Raw genomic sequence first — 17,968 nt, 5'->3', positions numbered from 1 at the left:
ATGGCTAGAATGTATCCGGGAAAACCCGTCGTCAATCTCTCGTTGTGCGGCATTCCCAAGGGCGAAGATGCTGTCTTTGAGATTCTCAAAAAGTATCTTCCGGACGAGTGGATCGTCATGCACAGCGTGAGGGAAAATAGAGGGGACATTAACTACGAAGCGGACTTCGTCCTCCTCATACCTCGCAAAGGCATCCTCGTGCTTGAGGTGAAGGCTCACCAAAACATTCAGATTCGAGACGGTGTGTGGCAAGAGTACCACGCAGACGATCGGAGCTGGCATGATATGGCCAAAAACACACCTCTGGAACAGGCCTTTCTCGCCTGCAAACAGTTCATCAAGGCACGCAAGCAGGATGGCTCCGTCACTGAAGAGGGGAAGGGTTATTTCTTCCCCAAACTGCGCTACTGCTGCGCCGCAATCTTGGTCAATATGGTGAAACTCGATGATGAGGCTTTGCAGCGAGACAGGCAACAACTACCCTTTGCCCCGGAGCAGCACTACATCTGCGGCCTGCAAAACCTCGAGGGACTCGGCCGCTCCGGCGAACTTGCCCGTTTGTTCGAATCGTACTTCGGTGATCGGTGGGATTCCGACGAGTTCGATGAAAACGTGATGCAACGGATGCGCTACGAAGTCAAGCCCTGTCTGACGCTGGAAGCAGATCCCGAGCTCTACCGCCGCCATCTGGAAATCGCCGCCCGGCGAGCCACCGTTTTGCTCGAAGCCACGGCGGAAAGCAGCGTCGACGTCATGGTCTCGGGCTGTGCCGGATCCGGTAAAACCGTCATGCTCCTTCGGGAAGCAGAACGGCTCTATCGTGAGGCCGTCCGAGCAGATGCGCCATTGAGCATCCTCATCGTCTGTTACAACAGAGCACTGGCCGAGCACTTGAAGAAGCAATTTTCCAACCTCCCGACGAACGACAAGCGCAAGATCGAAGTAGACTCGTTCCACTCATTCGCCCTCAAAAGACTCAGACGCTTTGACCCCTCATGGGGGGATTTCAGCTGCGCAACAAAGCGCTACGGACAATCTCAAGTCTGGGCCGAGGTCGCAAAACAGTTTCAGAACACTCTCTTTGAGCACGTCGGCAAGCACGGCAGCACTCCCGAAAGTTTTGATCATATCTTTATCGATGAAGCACAGGATTTCGATCCGATGTGGTTGAGTGCCTTGAGCACCTATTGCCGCCCGGAAGAGCCGGAACAGGGAAATAGCGGGGGGCGGGTCTATTACTTCTGTGACGTCAACCAAACCCTCTACAAGGGCCGAGAAGCCGCATTGGATGTCCCCATGAAAATTCATTTACGGCACAATCTTCGCAACGCTCGCTCGATTGCCCTTTTCAACTCTCGCTGCCTCATACGCGACGGGATTCAAGAGAAAGACCTGCCCGTTCCGCTGGAATCGCTCGATGGGCGAACCGTTAGCATCTTCGAAGAATTCGACGTTGCTACAAGGAGGCAAAAGATATCCGAACTCGTGCAACAACTCATCGGGAACGAAGGCGTCAACCCTTCGGATATCGCCATTCTCTCGCCATACAAAGAGGGCAACGCGAATAACGCATTTCCGAAAGTCGACGGCCGCATCCGACGCTCCACCATACGCTCCTTCAAAGGATTGGAGGCCGATTACGTTATTCTGACGGACTGTGCACCGCAAGACACTAAAACGACGGACAATGTGCAGTCGTTCGAAGACTTCTACGTTGCCGCCTCGCGGGCCAAGTTTGCACTCTACATTCTGCCGGCACCCGGCGGCAGAGAGCCGCTTGAACAATGGTCGCAAGAGGCTGAAGCTGAGGCGAACAGAGCCAAAGACGATTCATGGGATGAATAACCCGGACAGAGTCTGTTGACCAACGCGCCCCGAGCGCACGGCAAACGCCTCGGCCTTAAGGCGGCGAAGATGGGCTTTGCGGATCACGGCAGGATGATGACCATTTATGAAAAGGATCGCATTCACCGCCTCTGCGGCATGCTACCCTCGGGTGAATGGAGGGAAGCTCGCATACCCCTCTCAGAGCCGGGTCCCGAGGATATTCCTACCGGCAGAAAGCCCGAGTATTGCCGAATGATGATTCCTGAATCGAGCCTATCGCGCCGCCGCGCCGGACTGAAGCGGACGCGGGAGGGCATCACCCTTTCGGATGAGCTCTCGCGCAGGGGGTGTTTGCGCGAACGGGCAACGAGCACCTCGACGAGCAACGATTGACTGCGCCGAAAAAAAGGGAGTCCCGAGCGGGACTCCCTGATGAAAGGGGCATGAGAACCCAAGGCGAGGGTGCCGTACGGCGGCGAAGGCCGCGCTCGCGACGGGGCAAGCGGCGGAGCCCGGTGCCGCGCGGTATCAGCTGTGGGGCTTGACCACGGCGATCTTGCCGGAGCGCGTGATCATGTCCACGTCGTAGTCCTCCATGAGGTTGAGGAAGCGAGCGAGGCGGAACTCGCCGCCCGAGATCTCGATGGTGAGCGTGGAGCGCGTGGCGTCGAGCACCTTGGCTCCGAAGATGTTGCAGAGTTCGAGAATCTCCTGCTTCTTCTCGCCGAAGCGCACGCGCATCAGCACGATTTCACGGTAGACGGTGGGTACGAAGCGGAAGTCGGTCACCTCTACCACGTTGACCAGCTTGCTGAGTTGCTTGATCACCTGGTCGAGCTTTTCGCGGTGCTCGTTGACGTCGATCGTCATGCGCGAGAAACGGGGATCCTCGCAGGGGGCGACGTTGAGCGAATGGATGTTGTACCCACGGCCTGAGAAGAGGCCAGCCACGCGAGAAAGCACGCCAAACTTGTTTTCCACAAGGACGGATATCGTGTGCGTATGCTTCGAGTTCGGCAAAATGTTTTCCATGGCGGGGATCATTTTACTCAAAACGCCAGTCTTCGTCAAGTCCGTAACCGACAGAGGACTGTGCCGGCTCTCAGAAATCCTGCGGCATCGCCCCGCACCGCCCCCTTCTCCCCGGGCTCGCGCCGCACACGAGGGCGACTCTTCGGCCTTTTTCGCCAGGATGCTCGCTCCACCGTCGCCCTTCACCGTCCTCCGCCTCCATCGCCCTTCACCGTCGCCCTTCCCTTTCGCCTCCACCGTTGCATCCGCTCGCGCCGCGAGACGACCTGCCCTCGCTGCACGCAAAAGAGCGTTTACAAGTTGCGGCTCTCGTGGTACAAGTGGCGCAGAGATGAAAGCGGCGGAGAAAACCAATGTCATGCGTTTGCTGGAGCAGAAGAAACTTCCCTTCAGCTCCTACACCTACGAGAGTGAGCAGGCTATCACCGGGCTGGAGGTGGCCGAGCGCTTGGGGCAGGATCCCGCACAGGTTTTCAAGACGCTCGTCACCACGGGCCGCAGCGGCGCTCATTACGTGTTCGTGATTCCCGTGGGGGCCGGGCTCGACCTTCGCAAGGCGGCCAAAGCCGTCGGTGAGAAGTCTCTCGAGATGCTCAAGCAGAAGGAGCTGCTGCCGCTCACGGGTTACGTGCACGGCGGTTGCTCGCCCATCGGTATGAAAAAACACTTCCGCACGGTCATCGACGCGAGCGCCCGCAATTTCGAGAGCATTATTTTTTCCGGCGGCCGCATCGGTCTGCAGGTGCAGGTCGGTCTCGAGGAGCTCTCGCAGCTCGTGCGTTTTGAGACGGCGGATCTCACCACGGCACTTATCCACAACTGAGGGCTGCTCTCTCAACTGCGTGCTGCTCTCTCTCAGCGATGCGCTGTCCCCTCACGGCAGAGCGCGACTCACTCTCAACCGGGTGCGGCTCTCGGCCGGAAACAAGTCTGCCGCCGGCAGCCAACAGATATGCAACGGCGCGCCCGCGAGTTGTGTCATGAACCGTACATGAGCACTTGATTACTCATGATAACATGATAGACTCCGTCTAAACCGCAACCATGAACACACAGGACATCAATGAGCAAATCGCCGAACAATCGGGCTGGGTCGCCGCCGTCAGGTCAGAGATGGCCAAGGTCGTGGTGGGTCAGCATGAGCTGATCAACCGACTGCTGCTGAGCCTGCTCTGCAAGGGACACGTGCTTCTCGAAGGCGTGCCGGGCCTGGCCAAGACGCTCTCGGTCAAGGCGCTGGCCGGAACGATGCACGCGGCCTTCTCCCGCATCCAGTTCACCCCCGATCTTCTGCCGGCCGACTTGCTGGGAACGATGGTGTACAACCCCGAAGAGCGGGCGTTTACGGCCAAGAAGGGTCCTGTGTTCGCCAACCTCATTCTGGCCGACGAAATTAACCGAGCCCCCGCCAAGGTGCAGAGCGCTCTGCTCGAGGCCATGCAGGAGCGCCAAGTGACGCTGGGTGAGACGAGCTATCCTCTTCCCAATCCCTTCCTGGTGCTGGCCACGCAGAACCCCATCGAGCAGGAGGGCACTTATCAGCTCCCGGAAGCTCAGCTCGACCGCTTCCTCTTCAAGGTGGTCGTGAGCTACCCCGCGCGCGAAGACGAGCTTCAGGTGCTGCGCATGATGAGCAATACCGGCGCGGCGCCGACGACGCAGCCGGTGCTCTCGGTCGAGGAGCTCGATGCGTCGCGCCGCCTGATGAATCAGATCTACATAGACCCGGCCGTCGAGGGCTACATTGTGGACCTCGTCCGCGCCACGCGCGAACCCGAGCGCGTCGACCGCGATCTGGACGGCATGGTGCGGGCGGGCGCCTCTCCGCGAGCCACGATCAACATTGCGCTGGCGAGCAAGGCTCTGGCCTTCATGAATCGCCGCAGCTACGTCAAGCCTCAGGACATCAAGGATCTCGCCCACGACATTCTCCGCCACCGCATTCTGCTTTCATACGAGGCGGAGGCTGCCAGCGTGACGAGCGACATGGTCATCGACCGCATTCTCTCGAAGGTGCCGGTGCCGTAACGGGCTCGGCGCGCGGCGCGGCCGACGCTTCCGCCGATATCGCTTCCGCCGATTGCTTCGGCCGATTCCGGCGGCGTGGTCGGCAGCAGGCCGGGCGCCGGAGCTGCGGCTTTCAGCGCCAGGCCGAGCGGGAGAGCCGGCCTTTCGCCGCTGTCTTCCCTCGCCCGTTTCACACTCTCTTCACTTCCCCAGCCTCATGGACAGAACTCAGCAGATCATGCAGAAGGTGCGCCGCATCGAGATGATGGCGCGCAAGCTGACGACGGCGACGTTTGCCGGCCAGTACCGCTCCAGCTTCCGCGGGCAGGGTCTCGACTTCGATGACTTCCGCGAATACCTCCCCGGCGACGAGCCTCGCTTCATCGACTGGAAGGTGACGGCTCGCACGGGCACGCCCTATGTCCGCAAGTTTCGCGAGGAGCGCGAACAGAATCTGCTGCTGGCCGTCGATGCCAGCGGATCCATGGGCTATGCTTCCGGCGGCGTGAAGGACACCAAGCTCGAATACGCCGCGCTCATCGCGGCGGTGCTGGCTTACAGCGCCGCTCAAAACGGCGATAAGGTGGGGCTGCTGCGCTTCGGCCACCAACCCCACTTCTACCTGCCCCCGGCCAAGGGCATGAAGCAGTGCCTGCGCATTGTGCGCGAGATTGTCTCGGCTCCGGCGCAGGGAAGTGACGACACGGTGGAGGCGGTGGCCGATGAGATTCTCGGCACGCAGCGCAAGAGTGCGATGGTGTTTCTCATCAGCGATTTTTTCGCTCAGCCCGACAAGCGAGCCATCGGCAAACTCAGCTTCCGCCACGAGCTGATTCCCGTGCGCGTGAATGATCCCGCCGAGCTGGAGATGCCCGAAGCGGGGCGCGTCTTTTTGCGCGATCCCGAGACGGGGGAGATTCTCGCAGCCAACCTCAATGCTGCTCTGCGAGCCAAGCATGCCGCCGCCGTGGAAGAGCATCGGCGCAGCTGGAGCCGCGTGTTTGCCCAGTTGGGCATCGACAGCCTCGATTTGCTCACGACGCAGGATTTCATCCCGGCGCTGCGCCGCCTCTTCGCCCAACGCAGTCGCCTCTTTGCCCGCTGATTGCTGATGACCATGCCCGCCTCCGCTACCGACATTCTGGACGCCATCCCCGAGCTGCAGGCCGACCTGCCGCCGGAGACCTTTGAGGTAAGCCACTTCTGGCTTCAGGTCGGCCTCGGTTCCGCCCTTGCCGTCGCTCTGGCTGCTCTCGCTCTTTTCTTTTGGCAGCGACGGCGAAGTCGGCAAACGCAAGCGGCGCCGACGCCGGAGGAGCTTGCCCTGCGCGCTCTCGATGCACTGGGGCAGAAGCGGCTTTCTCTGCGCGACTTCAGCATCGAGCTCTCGATGCTGTTGCGCGAGTATCTAACCGGAGAGACGCAGGACCCGGCTCTCTTTGAGACGCACGAGGAGTTCAGCCTGCGCTTCAACGCCTTGGAGAGCATCCCCGCCGCCTGCCGCCGCGACCTTTTCTCCCTGCTGGAGGAGCTTGCGGCCGTCAAGTACGCCCCCGGTCAGGCTGAAGACAACGAACAATGCGTACAAATGCTCGCTCGTGCGCGAGAAATCATCGTCCGCATCGCGGCGGCGCAGCACGCCGCCTCAACGGCCGCCGCGCCCCAACACCACTCATGACTGCATCTTCTCACCTTCTGTTCGCCGTCATCACGCCGCCTGACGCCGTGCGGGAGTTCTCCTTCGCGCACCCGGAGCTTCTCTTTCTGCTGCTCCTCGTCCCGCTGCTGCTTCTGCTGCGCCGCCGCAGCGGCAGCGCCACCTGCGTCATCCACCCCAGCATCCGCTTTGCGGCGGGTGAACTCAGCCGCCCCGCCACTCTGGCCGGGCGCCTCGGCCCGATTCTGATGTCTCTTGCGGCGGCCTGCCTCATTGTGGCTCTGGCACAACCTCGCTGGCTCAACCATTTTGAAGAAAAGACCGTCAAGTGCATCGACATCATGGTCGCCTGCGACCTCTCGGGCTCGATGGGGGAGGAAGACATGCTCATCACGGCTCAGGACTCCTACGGGCGTCGCATCCGCCGAACGGTCGATCGCCTCACGGCCGCCAAGTTCGTCATCAACAACTTCATTGACGGCCGACCCCATGACCGCATCGGCCTCGTCGCCTTTGCCGGCAAGGCCAAGTCCTGCAGCCCCCTGACACTCGACCACACGCTCGTGCGCTACATTCTCGAGCATTTTTACCTCGGCGACAGATTCCGCCCGGGCTACATCCGCGAGCAGGGCACGGCCATCGGCACGGCCATTGTCTCTGCGGCTCTGAGGCTCCGAGATCCGGAAGACGTCGGAGAAAAAGGCGACCAAGGGCTGCCCGAGAATGAGCGCGCCAAATCCAAGGTCATCATTCTGGTGACGGACGGCGTGAGCAACATGGGCAGCATCTCTCCGCAGGATGCCGCCCGCGAGGCCGCGAAGCTCGGCATCAAGATTTTCCCCATCGGCATCGGTCAGGATCGCAGGCTCTCTCAGTACACGGCCAACATCAACAGCATCGACGAAGAATCGCTCAAGGAGATTGCCGCCATCACCGGCGGGCAGTATTACCGCGCCAGCAGCGGCAATGAGCTGATGAAGGCTTTTTCCGATATCGATCGGCTCGAGAAGTCGGATATCAAACAGCGAGCCGTCACCACGGTTCGCGAGCTCTTTTACTGGCCGCTGGCTCTGGGCTGTCTGCTTCTGGCTCTGAGTATCCTTCTGCGCAGCCTGCGCCCCGCACCCGCTCCCTGACTTTTTTCTCTCCGCGACTGACCCCCGCCACCTTCGGATATGTCTTTTCTCTACCCCTACGTGCTGCTTGCTCTTGCGCTGCCGCTGATTCTGGCGGCGGTGATTGTCACGGCTCACCTGCGCCGAGGCAACGGATGGCGCCGCTTGGTGTCCGAGGCCCATGAACAGGAACTGGTGCGGCGCCGCGCCCCGTGGCGCGTCCTGCTGCCCTCCGTTCTGGCTCTCTCCGCTCTGGTCTGCGGCATCATCGCGACGGCGCGCCCGATCAACGGCTACACGGCAGGCCGCAGCAGCACGGGCGGTCGCAACCTGCTCATCGCCCTCGACATTTCTCGCTCGATGGAGACGCCCGACGTCAAACCCTCTCGCCTCGAAGCCGCCCGCGCCGCCGCATACGAGCTGGTCGACGCGCTGCCGCAGGACAAAATCGGCCTCATCCTCTTCTCCGGCGAGGCCGACCTCATCATTCCGCTGACCTACGACCACACGGCTCTGCGCGACACGCTCGCCCAAGTCAACCGCGAGTGGGCGGGCTACGGCGGCACGAACTTCGGCAATGTGATCAAGTGCGCCCTGAGTGTGTTCAAACGCAGCGCTCCCACAAGCTCCAACGCGCTGATCATCTTCAGCGACGGCGAAGACACCGTCGGCAGCTCTCTCGCCATGGCTCGCGAGGCCAAGCAGAACAACTTGCTCATCATCACCGTGGGCGTCGGCACCGAGGCCGGCGGCGCGATTCCCGATGCACGCAACAGCAACGGACTCTACACCGACGGACGCGGCCGACACGTCATCAGCCGACTCGATTCTCAAGCGCTCCGCCAATTCTCGGATGCAACGGAGGGCAGCTTCCTGAAGCTGGAAAACGGATCCGACCTCGCCGGCTTCATCCGCGAGGCGATCGCCGACATTGACCGACACGAAGAGCAAACCGACGACAGCAAGGTGCCCCGCGAGCTTTTCGGTTATTTTGCCGCGCTTTCGCTGCTGCTGCTTGTGGCCGCCATCATTCTGGGGACGGAGTGGAAGCGCGCCCGGCCCATGCAGAGCCTCAGCAGCTTGGCGATTCTGCTCGGCGCAACGCTCATGGCAGCAGCCCCGGCGCAAGCGGCGCCGAGCGCCGATGCCGTCGACGCCTTTCATCGGGGGCTGAGCCTGATCGGCGACAAGCCGGACGAAGCGGCCGAAGCCTTCTCCGAAGCCCTGCTCGATGAGGATACGGACATGCAGGCAGCCGCGCTCTACCAGCTCGCACAGATCGACGCCCGAGCCGTTCTGAAGTCGCTGCGCAGCCTCTACGGTGCGGAAGAAGACTCCGCGCAGGCGGCTAACGCCGACAAGCCCGACACCAAGACGCCGACGGCCGACGAGCTCCGCGCCGTCGTCAGCGATCTCGACAAGGCCATGAACGGCTACAGACAGGCAGACAAGCTCCATCCTCAGCGTCAGGAGGCTCGGAAGAACCTCGAAAAGCTTGAAAAACTCCGACGCGTCCTCGAAGAAGAAATCGAAAAACTCGAGCAGCAGGAGCAACAGCAACAGCAACAGCAACAGCAACAGCAACAGCAACAGCAGCAGCAGGATCAGCAGGATCAGCAGAATCAGCAGAATCAGCAGAATCAGCAGAATCAACAGGATCAACAGGATCAACAGGATCAACAGGATCAACAGAATCAGCAGAATCAACAGGATCAGCAGAATCAACAGGATCAACAGGATCAACAGGATCAGCAGGATCAGCAGGATCAGCAGAATCAACAGGATCAGCAGAATCAACAGAATCAACAGAATCAACAGAATCAGCAGAATCAGCAGAATCAGCAGAATCAACAGAATCAGCAGAACCAACAGAATCAGCAGAACCAACAGAATCAGCAGGATCAGCAGAATGACCAACAAAGCTCTGATCGCTCCGATAAGGATCAAAAGTCCCGAGCCGAAGAGCAGGCGGAGAAAGAGCAGAAGGCTCGCGAACGCGAACAGCAGCAGCAAAAGCAGCAACAAAAGCCATCTACTGAGCCCAAGGACGAACAAGCCGAGCCGCAGCAACGTGAGGGAGCAGCGGATCAGGCCGACGAGAAGCGCAAGGAGCGCCGACGCGCCTCGGGCGTGCTCGAAATGCACGCCGATGAAGAGTCCGGCTCGCCGATTCCGCACAGCAACGATTTCAATGCCGCTCCCGACAAAGACTATTGAGTTTTTTGACCCCTGTTCACCACCCCCTCCCCTTTTCCCGTCATGAAAGCCGTCATCACCTTCCTCACGACCCTCCTCGTGCTGCTTGCCCCTCGGGCAGCTGCCGATCTTCAAGCGAAATGGTCCACCGAAGCGGCGCTGCCCGGCGAAGGCGTCTACCTTCTCCTGATCAGCGAGTCACCGACGCCCGACGCCTTTCGGCTGAAACAAAGATTGTCCTTGCCGAACGCTCGCGTCGACAACAGCTTCAACGAGCAGAGATCGAGCATCGACATCAGCAACCGCCGCTGCATCAACGTCCGCGGCATCCGCGTCATTCCCGACAAACCCGGCACCGTTGAGCCGCAGGAAGTCGAGGTGCAGTTCGACAGCGGGCGCAGTGAGAAAGTCCGCATTCCGGCGTTGACGGTTCTGTCGACGGCCGACATTCAGTGGATGAGCCGGAAGCTTCCCGGCGGAGGTCTGCCGCTCGGCGGCGGCCGGGTTCTCAAGGAGGTGCGCTACGGTTGCCTCTGGTATGTGCCGGAGAAGGAGTATTACGCCAATCAGCCGGTTGAAGCGCGGCTCAAGCTGCTTTTGCCCTTACAACCGGTTGACTTTGTTGCGCCGGCCGTTCCCCAGATGCAGTCCGTCGACGTCCGCGTGGCCTCTTTCGGCCCGGCATCGCTCAACAGCCGGCCATCAGTCGCGTATGCGGACGGGCAGGACTGGTGGAGCATGGACTACAAGGGTGAGTTCATCCCCACCGGCAAGGGCTCTCAGGTGGTTCAGGGTGAGACGATCATCTGCCACCGCCGAGGCATTGCGGAGATGACGATTCCGCTCGCTTCGCTGAAACTCAGCGTTCTGCCGCTTCCCCCCGGCGCTCCGGCGGACTTCAACGACATTGTCGGCCAGTTCTCCGTCAAGAGCAAGAGCGACGCGACTTATCTGGCCATGCACGAGCCGGTTGAAGTCGAAATCACCGTTACGGGCGACAGCGGGCTGTCATACCTGCCCTGCCCCAAGCCCGACGACGCTTCGGCCTGGAAGCTCATGACGCCCAAGCCGACGCGCCGGGAAATCCGCAACGCCGCAGGCGAGCTCACCGGCGTCACCTTCTCGGTTCTCATGCGCCCGACGGCCGAAGTCAGGGGCATCCCTTCCTTTGGCTTCAGCTACTTCGATCCCCAACTCCAAGAGTACCGCAACGCTGCCAGCGCTCCCATTCCGCTGCCGTGGAAGCAGACGGAAAACGCCGGCAGCGCGTCCGCCGGGCAGCAGGCTGCCGCACCGCCCGCCAAAGAGGCAACCGTCGTTGAGATGACGGATATTTACGGATACATGCCCGAGGGAACTTTCTCTTTCATGGCCATGCCGCGTTGGGTCTGGCTACTGTTGTATCTGCCGGGACTGGGAATTTTTGCGGGCTTGGGCCTCAACGCGCTGTATCGTTTTGTTTCAGCTCGCGCGGCAAAGGGCGCGGGCGAGCGCGACTTGCGCGAGTTGGCAGCCAAGGATAATGACCTCGACTTTCTGCGCAGTGCCGGCAGTCTGATTGAAAGCCGCATTCCGTCGGCAAGAATAACCCCCGAGTTGCAGGATATTCTGGCTCGCCGCGATGAGCTGGCCTTCCGACCGGATTCGGGGCAAACGCGCATTAGCCCCGATGAGCGCAACCGCATCCTGCGCCTTCTCCGCAAAGCCATCAGCGCAACGGCGACTCTCGCCTTGGCCATAGGTCTCGCACTGAGCACGCCCTCCTCGGCCGAGGAGTCCGCCCAGGCGCCGTCGGCGGCACAGGCTCCGGCACAGGCTCCGGCACAAGCTCAGGCAAACCCGGCCGCGCCTGCGGCTCCGGCTGTCGGCAAGGAGATAGCGGCGGCGGAAATCACGATGCAGGAGGCGCAGAAAGCCTACGAAGGCGGGCAATTCAGCCGAGCCAAAGACATCCTGCAGCAGATTCTAGACGGCAAATCCGCGCAGAGCGAGCAGGCGGATCCCGCCCTGCTCTACTACAACATCGGCAACTGCGAGTACCGGCTCAAGCGCCCCGGCTATGCGGCGCTGGCCTACGCGCGAGCGCTGCACCTCGACCCGGGCTTCGTCGAGGCGGAGAAAAATCTCGCCTTCGTGCAGCGCCTGCAAGGTGTTCCGATTCGGCCGCGCAGCACGGGTGATGAGGTCTTCACCTTCCTCAATCGCTCGCAGCTTTACGCGGCGACCATCATCGTCACGGCGGCCTTCCTCTTCTGCGCTGCTCTGCTGGCGGTGCCCGGCAGGCGCCCCCGCCCGTGGCGCAACTTCCTCACGGGGCTCTTTTTGGTGCTCTCCGTGCTCTGCGTGATCAATCAGGTCTACTACGCGACGCGCAAGACCCCGGACTACGTTGCCGATCCGCCGGACAACCTCGTCTACCTCGTCCGCGACAGTCGCCTGAGCAACTCCGCCACGGAATCGACCGCCGACAGCCAGACGCTCCCGGCCTCCACCCCGCTGCAACGGCTTGCCGTGCGCGGTGACTGGAGCTACGTGGAAGATGCCGCCGGCAACCGTGGCTGGATTCACAGCAGAGACGCCGAGCCGCTCAACCCGGAGGGCTCGGAGGCGCGCATGCCTCTGTCGCTGCGCTTCTGATGCGCACAGGTCATTGTTTTCCCGGCGCTGACGCCTCCCCTGCTTCTCGCGTTCTCTCCGTTTTGTCCCAAGCTCTCGCCGCATTTGCCGACCATGAATGAAACAGCGCCGGTCACCTCACCCGAAGCAGTCTGCGACCCGACCCAGGACGAACAGGCAAGCAGCAGTCGGCGTCCGCGACTGCTGAGCCTGCTGAGCCGCACGCTGCACCTGCTCAACCTGCTGTTGCTTGTTCCGGCGCTGCTGTGGCTGCTCGGGCTGGCCGTCTGGCAAACGCTGAGCCTCTGCGTCACACTGCCGCTTCTGGCCATCGTTTGGCTGCAACGCAGCCGCTATCGCCTCGGCCGCCTTCTCTGGCTGCCGGTGGCGGGCGGAGCGGTCTACTTCATGCTCCTGCCGCCGCCGCATCCCGCAGCTTGGCAAAAGCCTTGGGGACGCGAGCCCGGGCTGAGTCTCGAAGGCTCGGAGCTGGTGGTGGAGAACTTGCGCGATTTCCGCTACCGCAGCACGGAGGACTACGATGTACGCTACCGCCGCGCGGTGTATGATCTGAGCAAACTCACCGGGGTGGACTTTGCGCCCTGCCATTGGGACGGGCACGAGTTTTTCTGCCACACGATGCTGGTGTTCAATTTCAGCGACGGGCAGCACCTCGTTGTTTCACCCGAAACGCGGCTGCCGGAGGGCGAAGAGCAAAACGGATTGGCGGGGCTCTACAAGCGCTACGGCATTCTCTACGTTTTCGGCAGCGAAGATGACATCTTCGCCCTGCGCAGCAACTACCGCCATGAGGATCTCTATCTCTTCCCGATGAACGTGACGCCCGAGCAGGCTCAGGCGCTGCTGCGGCACATCGTCGCCATCGCCCGACAGAGCAGTGAGCGGCACGAAGCCTACAACACCCTCACCGACAACTGCTCGACGGCCATCGTCAAAATCTTTAGCCCGATGCGCAAGCTCATCCCGCTGCAATACCGCCTCCTGCCGATCAACAACGGGCGCATTGCCGAGCTGCTCTACCGCTTCGGTGGCCTCAAGGCTCGCGAGGGAGAGAGCTGGCAGCAGCTGCGCGAGCGCTGCCGCGTCGGTTACGACATCACCCCGGCGCCGGGGCAAAGCTACTCACAGGCGCTGAGGCTCCGCACCGGGCACCCGGACGCCGAGACCGCGGCCCGGCCCTGAGCCGCGCCGCCCCCGGCTGACGGCGGAGGGCGGCACCTGCACCCGTTCCGCAGCCTCCTGCGCACGTCCCGCAGTGGCCTGCTGCCCGGCCTACAGCCTTCTGCTCCACGTCCCGCAGCCTCCTGCATTTCGTCCCGCAGCCTCCTGCTGCACGTCCCGCAGCGGCCTCGCCCCGTCCGCGGCGGCTCCGCCTGCGCGGCGCCGCGAGCGAAAACTGTTGCCTTTTGTCGCTTTTGCTGTATACTCCCCCGCGCATGCTGACCATCAAGAACCTGACCAAGGCCCACGCCGGGCGCACCCTCTTCTACGAGACCGAGCTCGTCGTCAACTGGGGCGAACGCATCGCCCTCGTCGGCCCGAACGGCGCGGGCAAATCCACCCTCTTCCGCATGATTCGGGGCGAAGACAGCCCCGATGAGGGACAAATCGTGATGGATGACTACGCCGTTGTCGGCTACCTGCCGCAAGAGGCGGGGGACCCGAGCGACCGCACGGTTCTCGAAATCGCCATGAGCGTAACGCCCGACATGGGTGAAGCCATCCGCACCCTGCGGGAATGCGAAGCCAAGGGCGACAACAGCAGCGACAGCTACGCCCACGCAACCGATACCTTCATCTCGCACAACGGCTACCAACTCGAACCCAAGGCAAAGAAGATCCTCAAGGGGCTCGCCTTCCGCGACGAAGATTTCAACCGACCGGCGCGCGAGATGAGCGGCGGCTGGGTCATGCGCGCGCATCTCGCCCAGCTGCTGGTGGCCGAGCCCGATCTGCTGATGCTCGACGAGCCGACCAACCACCTCGATCTCATGAGCCTGCTGTGGCTGCGGCGCTACCTGCTCAATTACCCCGGAGCCATCTTCATGATTTCGCACGACCGCGATTTCATGGACGAGCTGGTGGAGACGGTCTACGATATCGAAAACGCGGAGTTGGTGCGCTACTCGGGCAACTACACGCGCTTCCTCGAACTCAAGGAGCAGCGCTACGAGCTCCAACTCGCGGCTTGGCGCAACCAGCAGCGCGAAATCGCGCACTTCGAGGCCTTCATCGAGCGCTTCCGCTCCGTCGCTTCCAAGGCGGCTCAGGTGCAGAGCCGCATCAAGCAGCTGGAGAAGATGCGCCGCATCGAAAAGCCGCGTCAGGCCCGCAAGATATTCAAGTTCATCTTCCCGCAGCCGCCGCGCAGCATGCAGCGCGTGCTCGAGCTGGAGAAGGTGGGGCAGAGCTACGGCGAGCGGCGCATCTACAAAAACCTCGATCTGCTCATCGAACGCGGCGATCGCATCGTGCTCGTCGGCCCGAACGGCGCGGGCAAATCCACCCTGCTGAAGGTTCTGGCGGGCGTCGTTCCCATCGACGCAGGCAAGCGCATCGTCGGCACCACCACGCGCATCGGCTACTTCTCACAGATGCGCTCGGAGAACCTCACGCCCAACTTCACGGTGCTGGAGGAAATCATGAAGGCGGATCCCGAACTGCGCGAGGAGGAAGCGCGCGCGGTGCTCGGCTCCTTCATGTTCCGCCGTCAGGATGTCGACAAGCGCGTCGAGGTGCTCTCAGGCGGCGAAAAGTCGCGCCTCAGCCTCGTGAAATTCCTCGTCAACCCGCCCAATCTGCTGCTGATGGACGAGCCGACGACGCACCTCGACCTGATGAGCGTCGAGGCGCTCTGCCAGGCGCTCAAGAACTACCAAGGGACGCTCGTGTTCATCTCGCACGACGTGCACTTCATCCGCTCGCTGGCCGAAAAGACCCTGCACATCAACCACGGCACCGTCACGCCCTACGCCGGAGGCTACGACTACTACCTCGAGAAGTCGGGCATCCTCAATGACCAGACGGCGATGGACGTCTGAGTCCGCCTCCGCCGCGCTCAGGCCTCGGCCGGAGGCAGCAGCTCGCTGAGCCCGGCGCGCGTCAGGATGTCGCGCAGCTGCTCGATGGGGCGCTGCGGCCAGAGCTTGTTGGCGACGGGGCTTGCCGGGCTGGGGTGCAGCAGGGTGCCGAGCGTGAAGTCGCGCTCGGGCAATGACGCTGCCGCCGTTTCAAGCTGTTTGAGGGCGTAGGCGCCGATGCCGATGAGGCAGCGGGGCTGCAGGATCTCGATGAGGCGCACGAGGTGGCGTTGGCAGGCGGCGTCGATCTGCTCGACCTGTTCGCGGGGCAGCTGCGCCGGCGTGATGTTGGAGCCCGTCTCGCTCATCCAGATCAGCGGGCAGTAGTTCGCCACGTAGGCGTGGGCAAAAAAGTTTTCGGCGCTGCCGTAGAGCTTGGCAAAAAGCCCCCAGAGGCGGCGTCCGCTCACCTCGGAGCGCGGGCAGGCAAAGCCGAGAATCGGGCGTTTCGGGTGCATGGCGGCGGGTTGCCCGATGAGCGCCATGAGCCCCATCCACTGCGTCACCGCGGCGATTTCGCCGAAGGGGACGCCCGTTTGCGCCATGCCGAAGGGGCCGGGGTTCATCCCGAGGTAGAGCACCTCCTTCCGCCCCCCGCCGCCGAAGGCGCGGATGTATGCCTCGTGCCCCGCGCGCGCGTACTCCAGCGGGTTGTAGGTGAAGGCGACGGGGGGGCCGAAGCTCAGTTTCTCCATCTCTCGGCTCAGCTCGCGGGCCGCCGCCGTCAGCTCGTCTGTCTGCATGAGGCGATTGTAACACAGAGAGCCTCCGTTGACAACAATATCAGCTTGAAAAGCGCTCGAGCTTCGAGTAGAATCAGCCCGTGAAAGTCATCGCGATAGCAAACCAAAAGGGCGGCGTCGGCAAGACCACCACGGCCGTCAACCTCTCTGCGGCTCTGGCGGCCAAGGGCAAACGCGTTCTGCTCATCGACATGGACTCACAGGCCAACGCCAGCTCGGCGCTGGGCTTTGAAGTCAGCAGTGACCGCAGCCTCTACCCGGCTCTCATCGGCGAATGCCTGCTGGAAGATCTCATCATACCCGCCAAACGCCGCAACCTCTCGCTGGTTCCGGCCCACATGGATCTCTCGGGCGTCGAGGTCGAGCTGGCCTCGGAAGGCAACCACCTCACCTGCATGCGCGACGCCATGACGGGGCTGCGCGAGCGCACGGATTTCGACTACGTTTTTCTCGACACGCCGCCCTCGCTGGGCGTGCTGATGACGGCCTCGCTCTGCGCCTGCGACGAGGTTCTCACGCCCATGCAGTGCGAGTTCCTCAGCCTCGACGGGCTCTCGAAAATCCTCTACATCATCGAGCAGATTCGCGAGAGCGGCGCCAACCCGGGCATCATCCACGAGGGTGTTCTCATGACGATGTTCAACAACACAAACCTCGCCAATCAGGTCGTCGCCCAAGTGCGGGATAACCTGCCCGACCAACTCTACCGCACCATCATTCCGCGCTCCGTCCGCGTCGCGGAGGCTCCCAGTTTCGGCAAAACCATCATGGAGCACGATCGCTACGGCTCCGCCGCTCTGGCCTACCGAAACGCCGCTCAGGAATTTCTGACCCGCCACACCAACTGACCGCGCCGCACCCGGCGACGGCCGCTTGAGGCGAGCCACGCGAGGCCATGCTCGACTGGATTTACCCCGTCACCTGCGAGCTCTGCGGCGAGCGCAGCAAGCTACCCATCTGCGACGCCTGCCTCAACAGCCTGCCCGCCGTTCCCAAACCCATCTGTCTCTACTGCGGCGCGCCCGTTGTCGGCGGACAGGACGACGCTTGGCACTGCCGCCAGTGTCAGGCACGCCCGCGCAGCTTCCACTTTGCCCGCTCGGCACTCGTGAATGACGCCACCGTGATGAAGCTCGTGCACGACTTCAAATACCACGGCGCGGCCTACCTCGCCCGCGCCTTCGCCGAGCTTCTCAGCAGACTTTGGGAGGAGACGCCGGAACTTGAGGCGCACAAGGACTGGGTGCTCGTGCCGATTCCCGCCAGCGGAGAACACCTCAGGCAGCGAGGCTACAACCAAGCCGAGCTACTGGCCACCTGCTTGGCCAAGCTCCGCGGGCTGAACGTCCTCTACCCCATCAAACACGTACCGACGGGCGTCAGCAGCCAGACGCGACTCGCCTCAAACGCGCGGCAGCGCAATGCCCTGCGCTCCTATCAGGCCGCCCGCAAGCGCGCATTGCCGCCGCACCTGCTGCTCATCGACGACGTCTACACCACGGGCTCGACGATTCGCGCCTGCGCCAAGGTGTTGCGCCGCATCGGCGGGGCCAAGGTCATCGGCGCGCTGACCTTGCTGCGCATCGTTCGAACGAGCGGCTCACTCCTCTGAGCCCCCGGCGCGGCGGGGAGGCGGGCACCCGACCACCGCCGCTGCCGCGGGGCGTGTCGCGG

Annotated in this window: 14 protein-coding genes; 12 read left to right on the top strand and 2 right to left on the bottom strand. The window is 62.4% G+C overall.

The window, feature by feature from the left end; translation table 11 throughout:
• On the top strand, window positions 1-1,845 hold the full coding sequence (locus AC6UAL_RS05050) for a nuclease-related domain-containing DEAD/DEAH box helicase (protein ID WP_500682279.1): 1,845 nt from the start codon (window positions 1-3) through the stop codon (window positions 1,843-1,845).
• Window positions 1,846-2,355: 510 nt separating this feature from the next.
• Here AC6UAL_RS05050 and ilvN read toward each other — a convergent pair.
• The gene (gene ilvN / locus AC6UAL_RS05045; protein ID WP_500682278.1) at window positions 2,356-2,859 is read right to left on the bottom strand and encodes an acetolactate synthase small subunit; all 504 of its coding nucleotides are present in this window, start codon (window positions 2,857-2,859) and stop codon (window positions 2,356-2,358) included.
• A gap of 331 nt (window positions 2,860-3,190) precedes the next feature.
• Between ilvN and ybaK the strand changes: the two genes are divergently transcribed.
• From ybaK to abc-f, 9 genes are all read left to right on the top strand, one after another.
• Window positions 3,191-3,682, top strand: coding sequence for a Cys-tRNA(Pro) deacylase (gene ybaK / locus AC6UAL_RS05040; RefSeq protein WP_500682277.1), 492 nt, complete (start codon window positions 3,191-3,193; stop codon window positions 3,680-3,682).
• 221 nt (window positions 3,683-3,903) lie between these two features.
• Window positions 3,904-4,887 carry an AAA family ATPase gene (locus AC6UAL_RS05035; RefSeq protein ID WP_500682276.1) on the top strand — a complete coding sequence of 328 codons (984 nt, stop codon included), beginning with the start codon at window positions 3,904-3,906 and terminating at the stop codon, window positions 4,885-4,887.
• A gap of 196 nt (window positions 4,888-5,083) precedes the next feature.
• Entirely contained in the window at window positions 5,084-5,971 is an 888-nt protein-coding gene (locus AC6UAL_RS05030; protein ID WP_500682275.1) for a DUF58 domain-containing protein, read from the top strand.
• 12 nt (window positions 5,972-5,983) lie between these two features.
• Entirely contained in the window at window positions 5,984-6,544 is a 561-nt protein-coding gene (locus tag AC6UAL_RS05025) for a hypothetical protein (protein WP_500682274.1), read from the top strand.
• Window positions 6,541-7,659 carry a VWA domain-containing protein gene (locus tag AC6UAL_RS05020; protein ID WP_500682273.1) on the top strand — a complete coding sequence of 373 codons (1,119 nt, stop codon included), beginning with the start codon at window positions 6,541-6,543 and terminating at the stop codon, window positions 7,657-7,659. Before AC6UAL_RS05025 ends, AC6UAL_RS05020 begins: the two co-directional genes overlap by 4 nt.
• Window positions 7,660-7,698: 39 nt before the next feature.
• Window positions 7,699-9,855, top strand: a complete 2,157-nt coding sequence (locus AC6UAL_RS05015) for a vWA domain-containing protein (protein WP_500682272.1) — start codon at window positions 7,699-7,701, stop codon at window positions 9,853-9,855.
• 42 nt (window positions 9,856-9,897) lie between these two features.
• A complete protein-coding gene (locus AC6UAL_RS05010; protein WP_500682271.1) occupies window positions 9,898-12,471 on the top strand; it encodes an SH3 domain-containing protein in 2,574 nt (857 codons plus the stop codon).
• A gap of 93 nt (window positions 12,472-12,564) precedes the next feature.
• Complete coding sequence (locus AC6UAL_RS05005; RefSeq protein ID WP_500682270.1) at window positions 12,565-13,653, top strand: lipoprotein N-acyltransferase Lnb domain-containing protein; 1,089 nt, start codon at window positions 12,565-12,567, stop codon at window positions 13,651-13,653.
• 254 nt (window positions 13,654-13,907) lie between these two features.
• Window positions 13,908-15,512 (top strand): ribosomal protection-like ABC-F family protein, encoded by a 1,605-nt coding sequence (abc-f, locus tag AC6UAL_RS05000; protein WP_500682269.1) that lies wholly within the window; start codon window positions 13,908-13,910, stop codon window positions 15,510-15,512.
• A 17-nt stretch (window positions 15,513-15,529) separates the two neighbouring features.
• On the opposite strand, the gene AC6UAL_RS04995 is transcribed toward abc-f, so the two are convergent.
• Window positions 15,530-16,294, bottom strand: coding sequence for a uracil-DNA glycosylase family protein (locus tag AC6UAL_RS04995; protein ID WP_500682268.1), 765 nt, complete (start codon window positions 16,292-16,294; stop codon window positions 15,530-15,532).
• Window positions 16,295-16,374: 80 nt separating this feature from the next.
• On the opposite strand from AC6UAL_RS04995, the gene AC6UAL_RS04990 reads away from it, so the two are divergent.
• Both AC6UAL_RS04990 and AC6UAL_RS04985 read left to right on the top strand, forming a co-directional pair.
• Window positions 16,375-17,142, top strand: a complete 768-nt coding sequence (locus tag AC6UAL_RS04990) for a ParA family protein (protein ID WP_500682267.1) — start codon at window positions 16,375-16,377, stop codon at window positions 17,140-17,142.
• A 47-nt stretch (window positions 17,143-17,189) separates the two neighbouring features.
• A complete protein-coding gene (locus tag AC6UAL_RS04985; RefSeq protein WP_500682266.1) occupies window positions 17,190-17,906 on the top strand; it encodes a double zinc ribbon domain-containing protein in 717 nt (238 codons plus the stop codon).
• Window positions 17,907-17,968 lie beyond the last annotated feature (62 nt).

It is taken from the genome of Candidatus Parakkermansia intestinigallinarum, assembly GCF_944389695.1.
In the GTDB taxonomy this organism is placed as follows: domain Bacteria; phylum Verrucomicrobiota; class Verrucomicrobiia; order Verrucomicrobiales; family Akkermansiaceae; genus Akkermansia; species Akkermansia intestinigallinarum.
Note: the sequence above shows the minus strand (reverse complement) of the source record. Positions and strands in the feature narration are given on the sequence as shown.

Bases quoted from the DNA above. Each gene is read 5' to 3' on its own strand.
- AC6UAL_RS05050 (WP_500682279.1), top strand. From the start codon at position 1: ATGGCTAGAATGTATCCGGGAAAACCCGTCGTCAATCTCTCGTTGTGC.
- ilvN (WP_500682278.1), bottom strand. From the start codon at position 2,859: ATGGAAAACATTTTGCCGAACTCGAAGCATACGCACACGATATCCGTC.
- ybaK (WP_500682277.1), top strand. From the start codon at position 3,191: ATGAAAGCGGCGGAGAAAACCAATGTCATGCGTTTGCTGGAGCAGAAG.
- AC6UAL_RS05035 (WP_500682276.1), top strand. From the start codon at position 3,904: ATGAACACACAGGACATCAATGAGCAAATCGCCGAACAATCGGGCTGG.
- AC6UAL_RS05030 (WP_500682275.1), top strand. From the start codon at position 5,084: ATGGACAGAACTCAGCAGATCATGCAGAAGGTGCGCCGCATCGAGATG.
- AC6UAL_RS05025 (WP_500682274.1), top strand. From the start codon at position 5,984: ATGCCCGCCTCCGCTACCGACATTCTGGACGCCATCCCCGAGCTGCAG.
- AC6UAL_RS05020 (WP_500682273.1), top strand. From the start codon at position 6,541: ATGACTGCATCTTCTCACCTTCTGTTCGCCGTCATCACGCCGCCTGAC.
- AC6UAL_RS05015 (WP_500682272.1), top strand. From the start codon at position 7,699: ATGTCTTTTCTCTACCCCTACGTGCTGCTTGCTCTTGCGCTGCCGCTG.
- AC6UAL_RS05010 (WP_500682271.1), top strand. From the start codon at position 9,898: ATGAAAGCCGTCATCACCTTCCTCACGACCCTCCTCGTGCTGCTTGCC.
- AC6UAL_RS05005 (WP_500682270.1), top strand. From the start codon at position 12,565: ATGAATGAAACAGCGCCGGTCACCTCACCCGAAGCAGTCTGCGACCCG.
- abc-f (WP_500682269.1), top strand. From the start codon at position 13,908: ATGCTGACCATCAAGAACCTGACCAAGGCCCACGCCGGGCGCACCCTC.
- AC6UAL_RS04995 (WP_500682268.1), bottom strand. From the start codon at position 16,294: ATGCAGACAGACGAGCTGACGGCGGCGGCCCGCGAGCTGAGCCGAGAG.
- AC6UAL_RS04985 (WP_500682266.1), top strand. From the start codon at position 17,190: ATGCTCGACTGGATTTACCCCGTCACCTGCGAGCTCTGCGGCGAGCGC.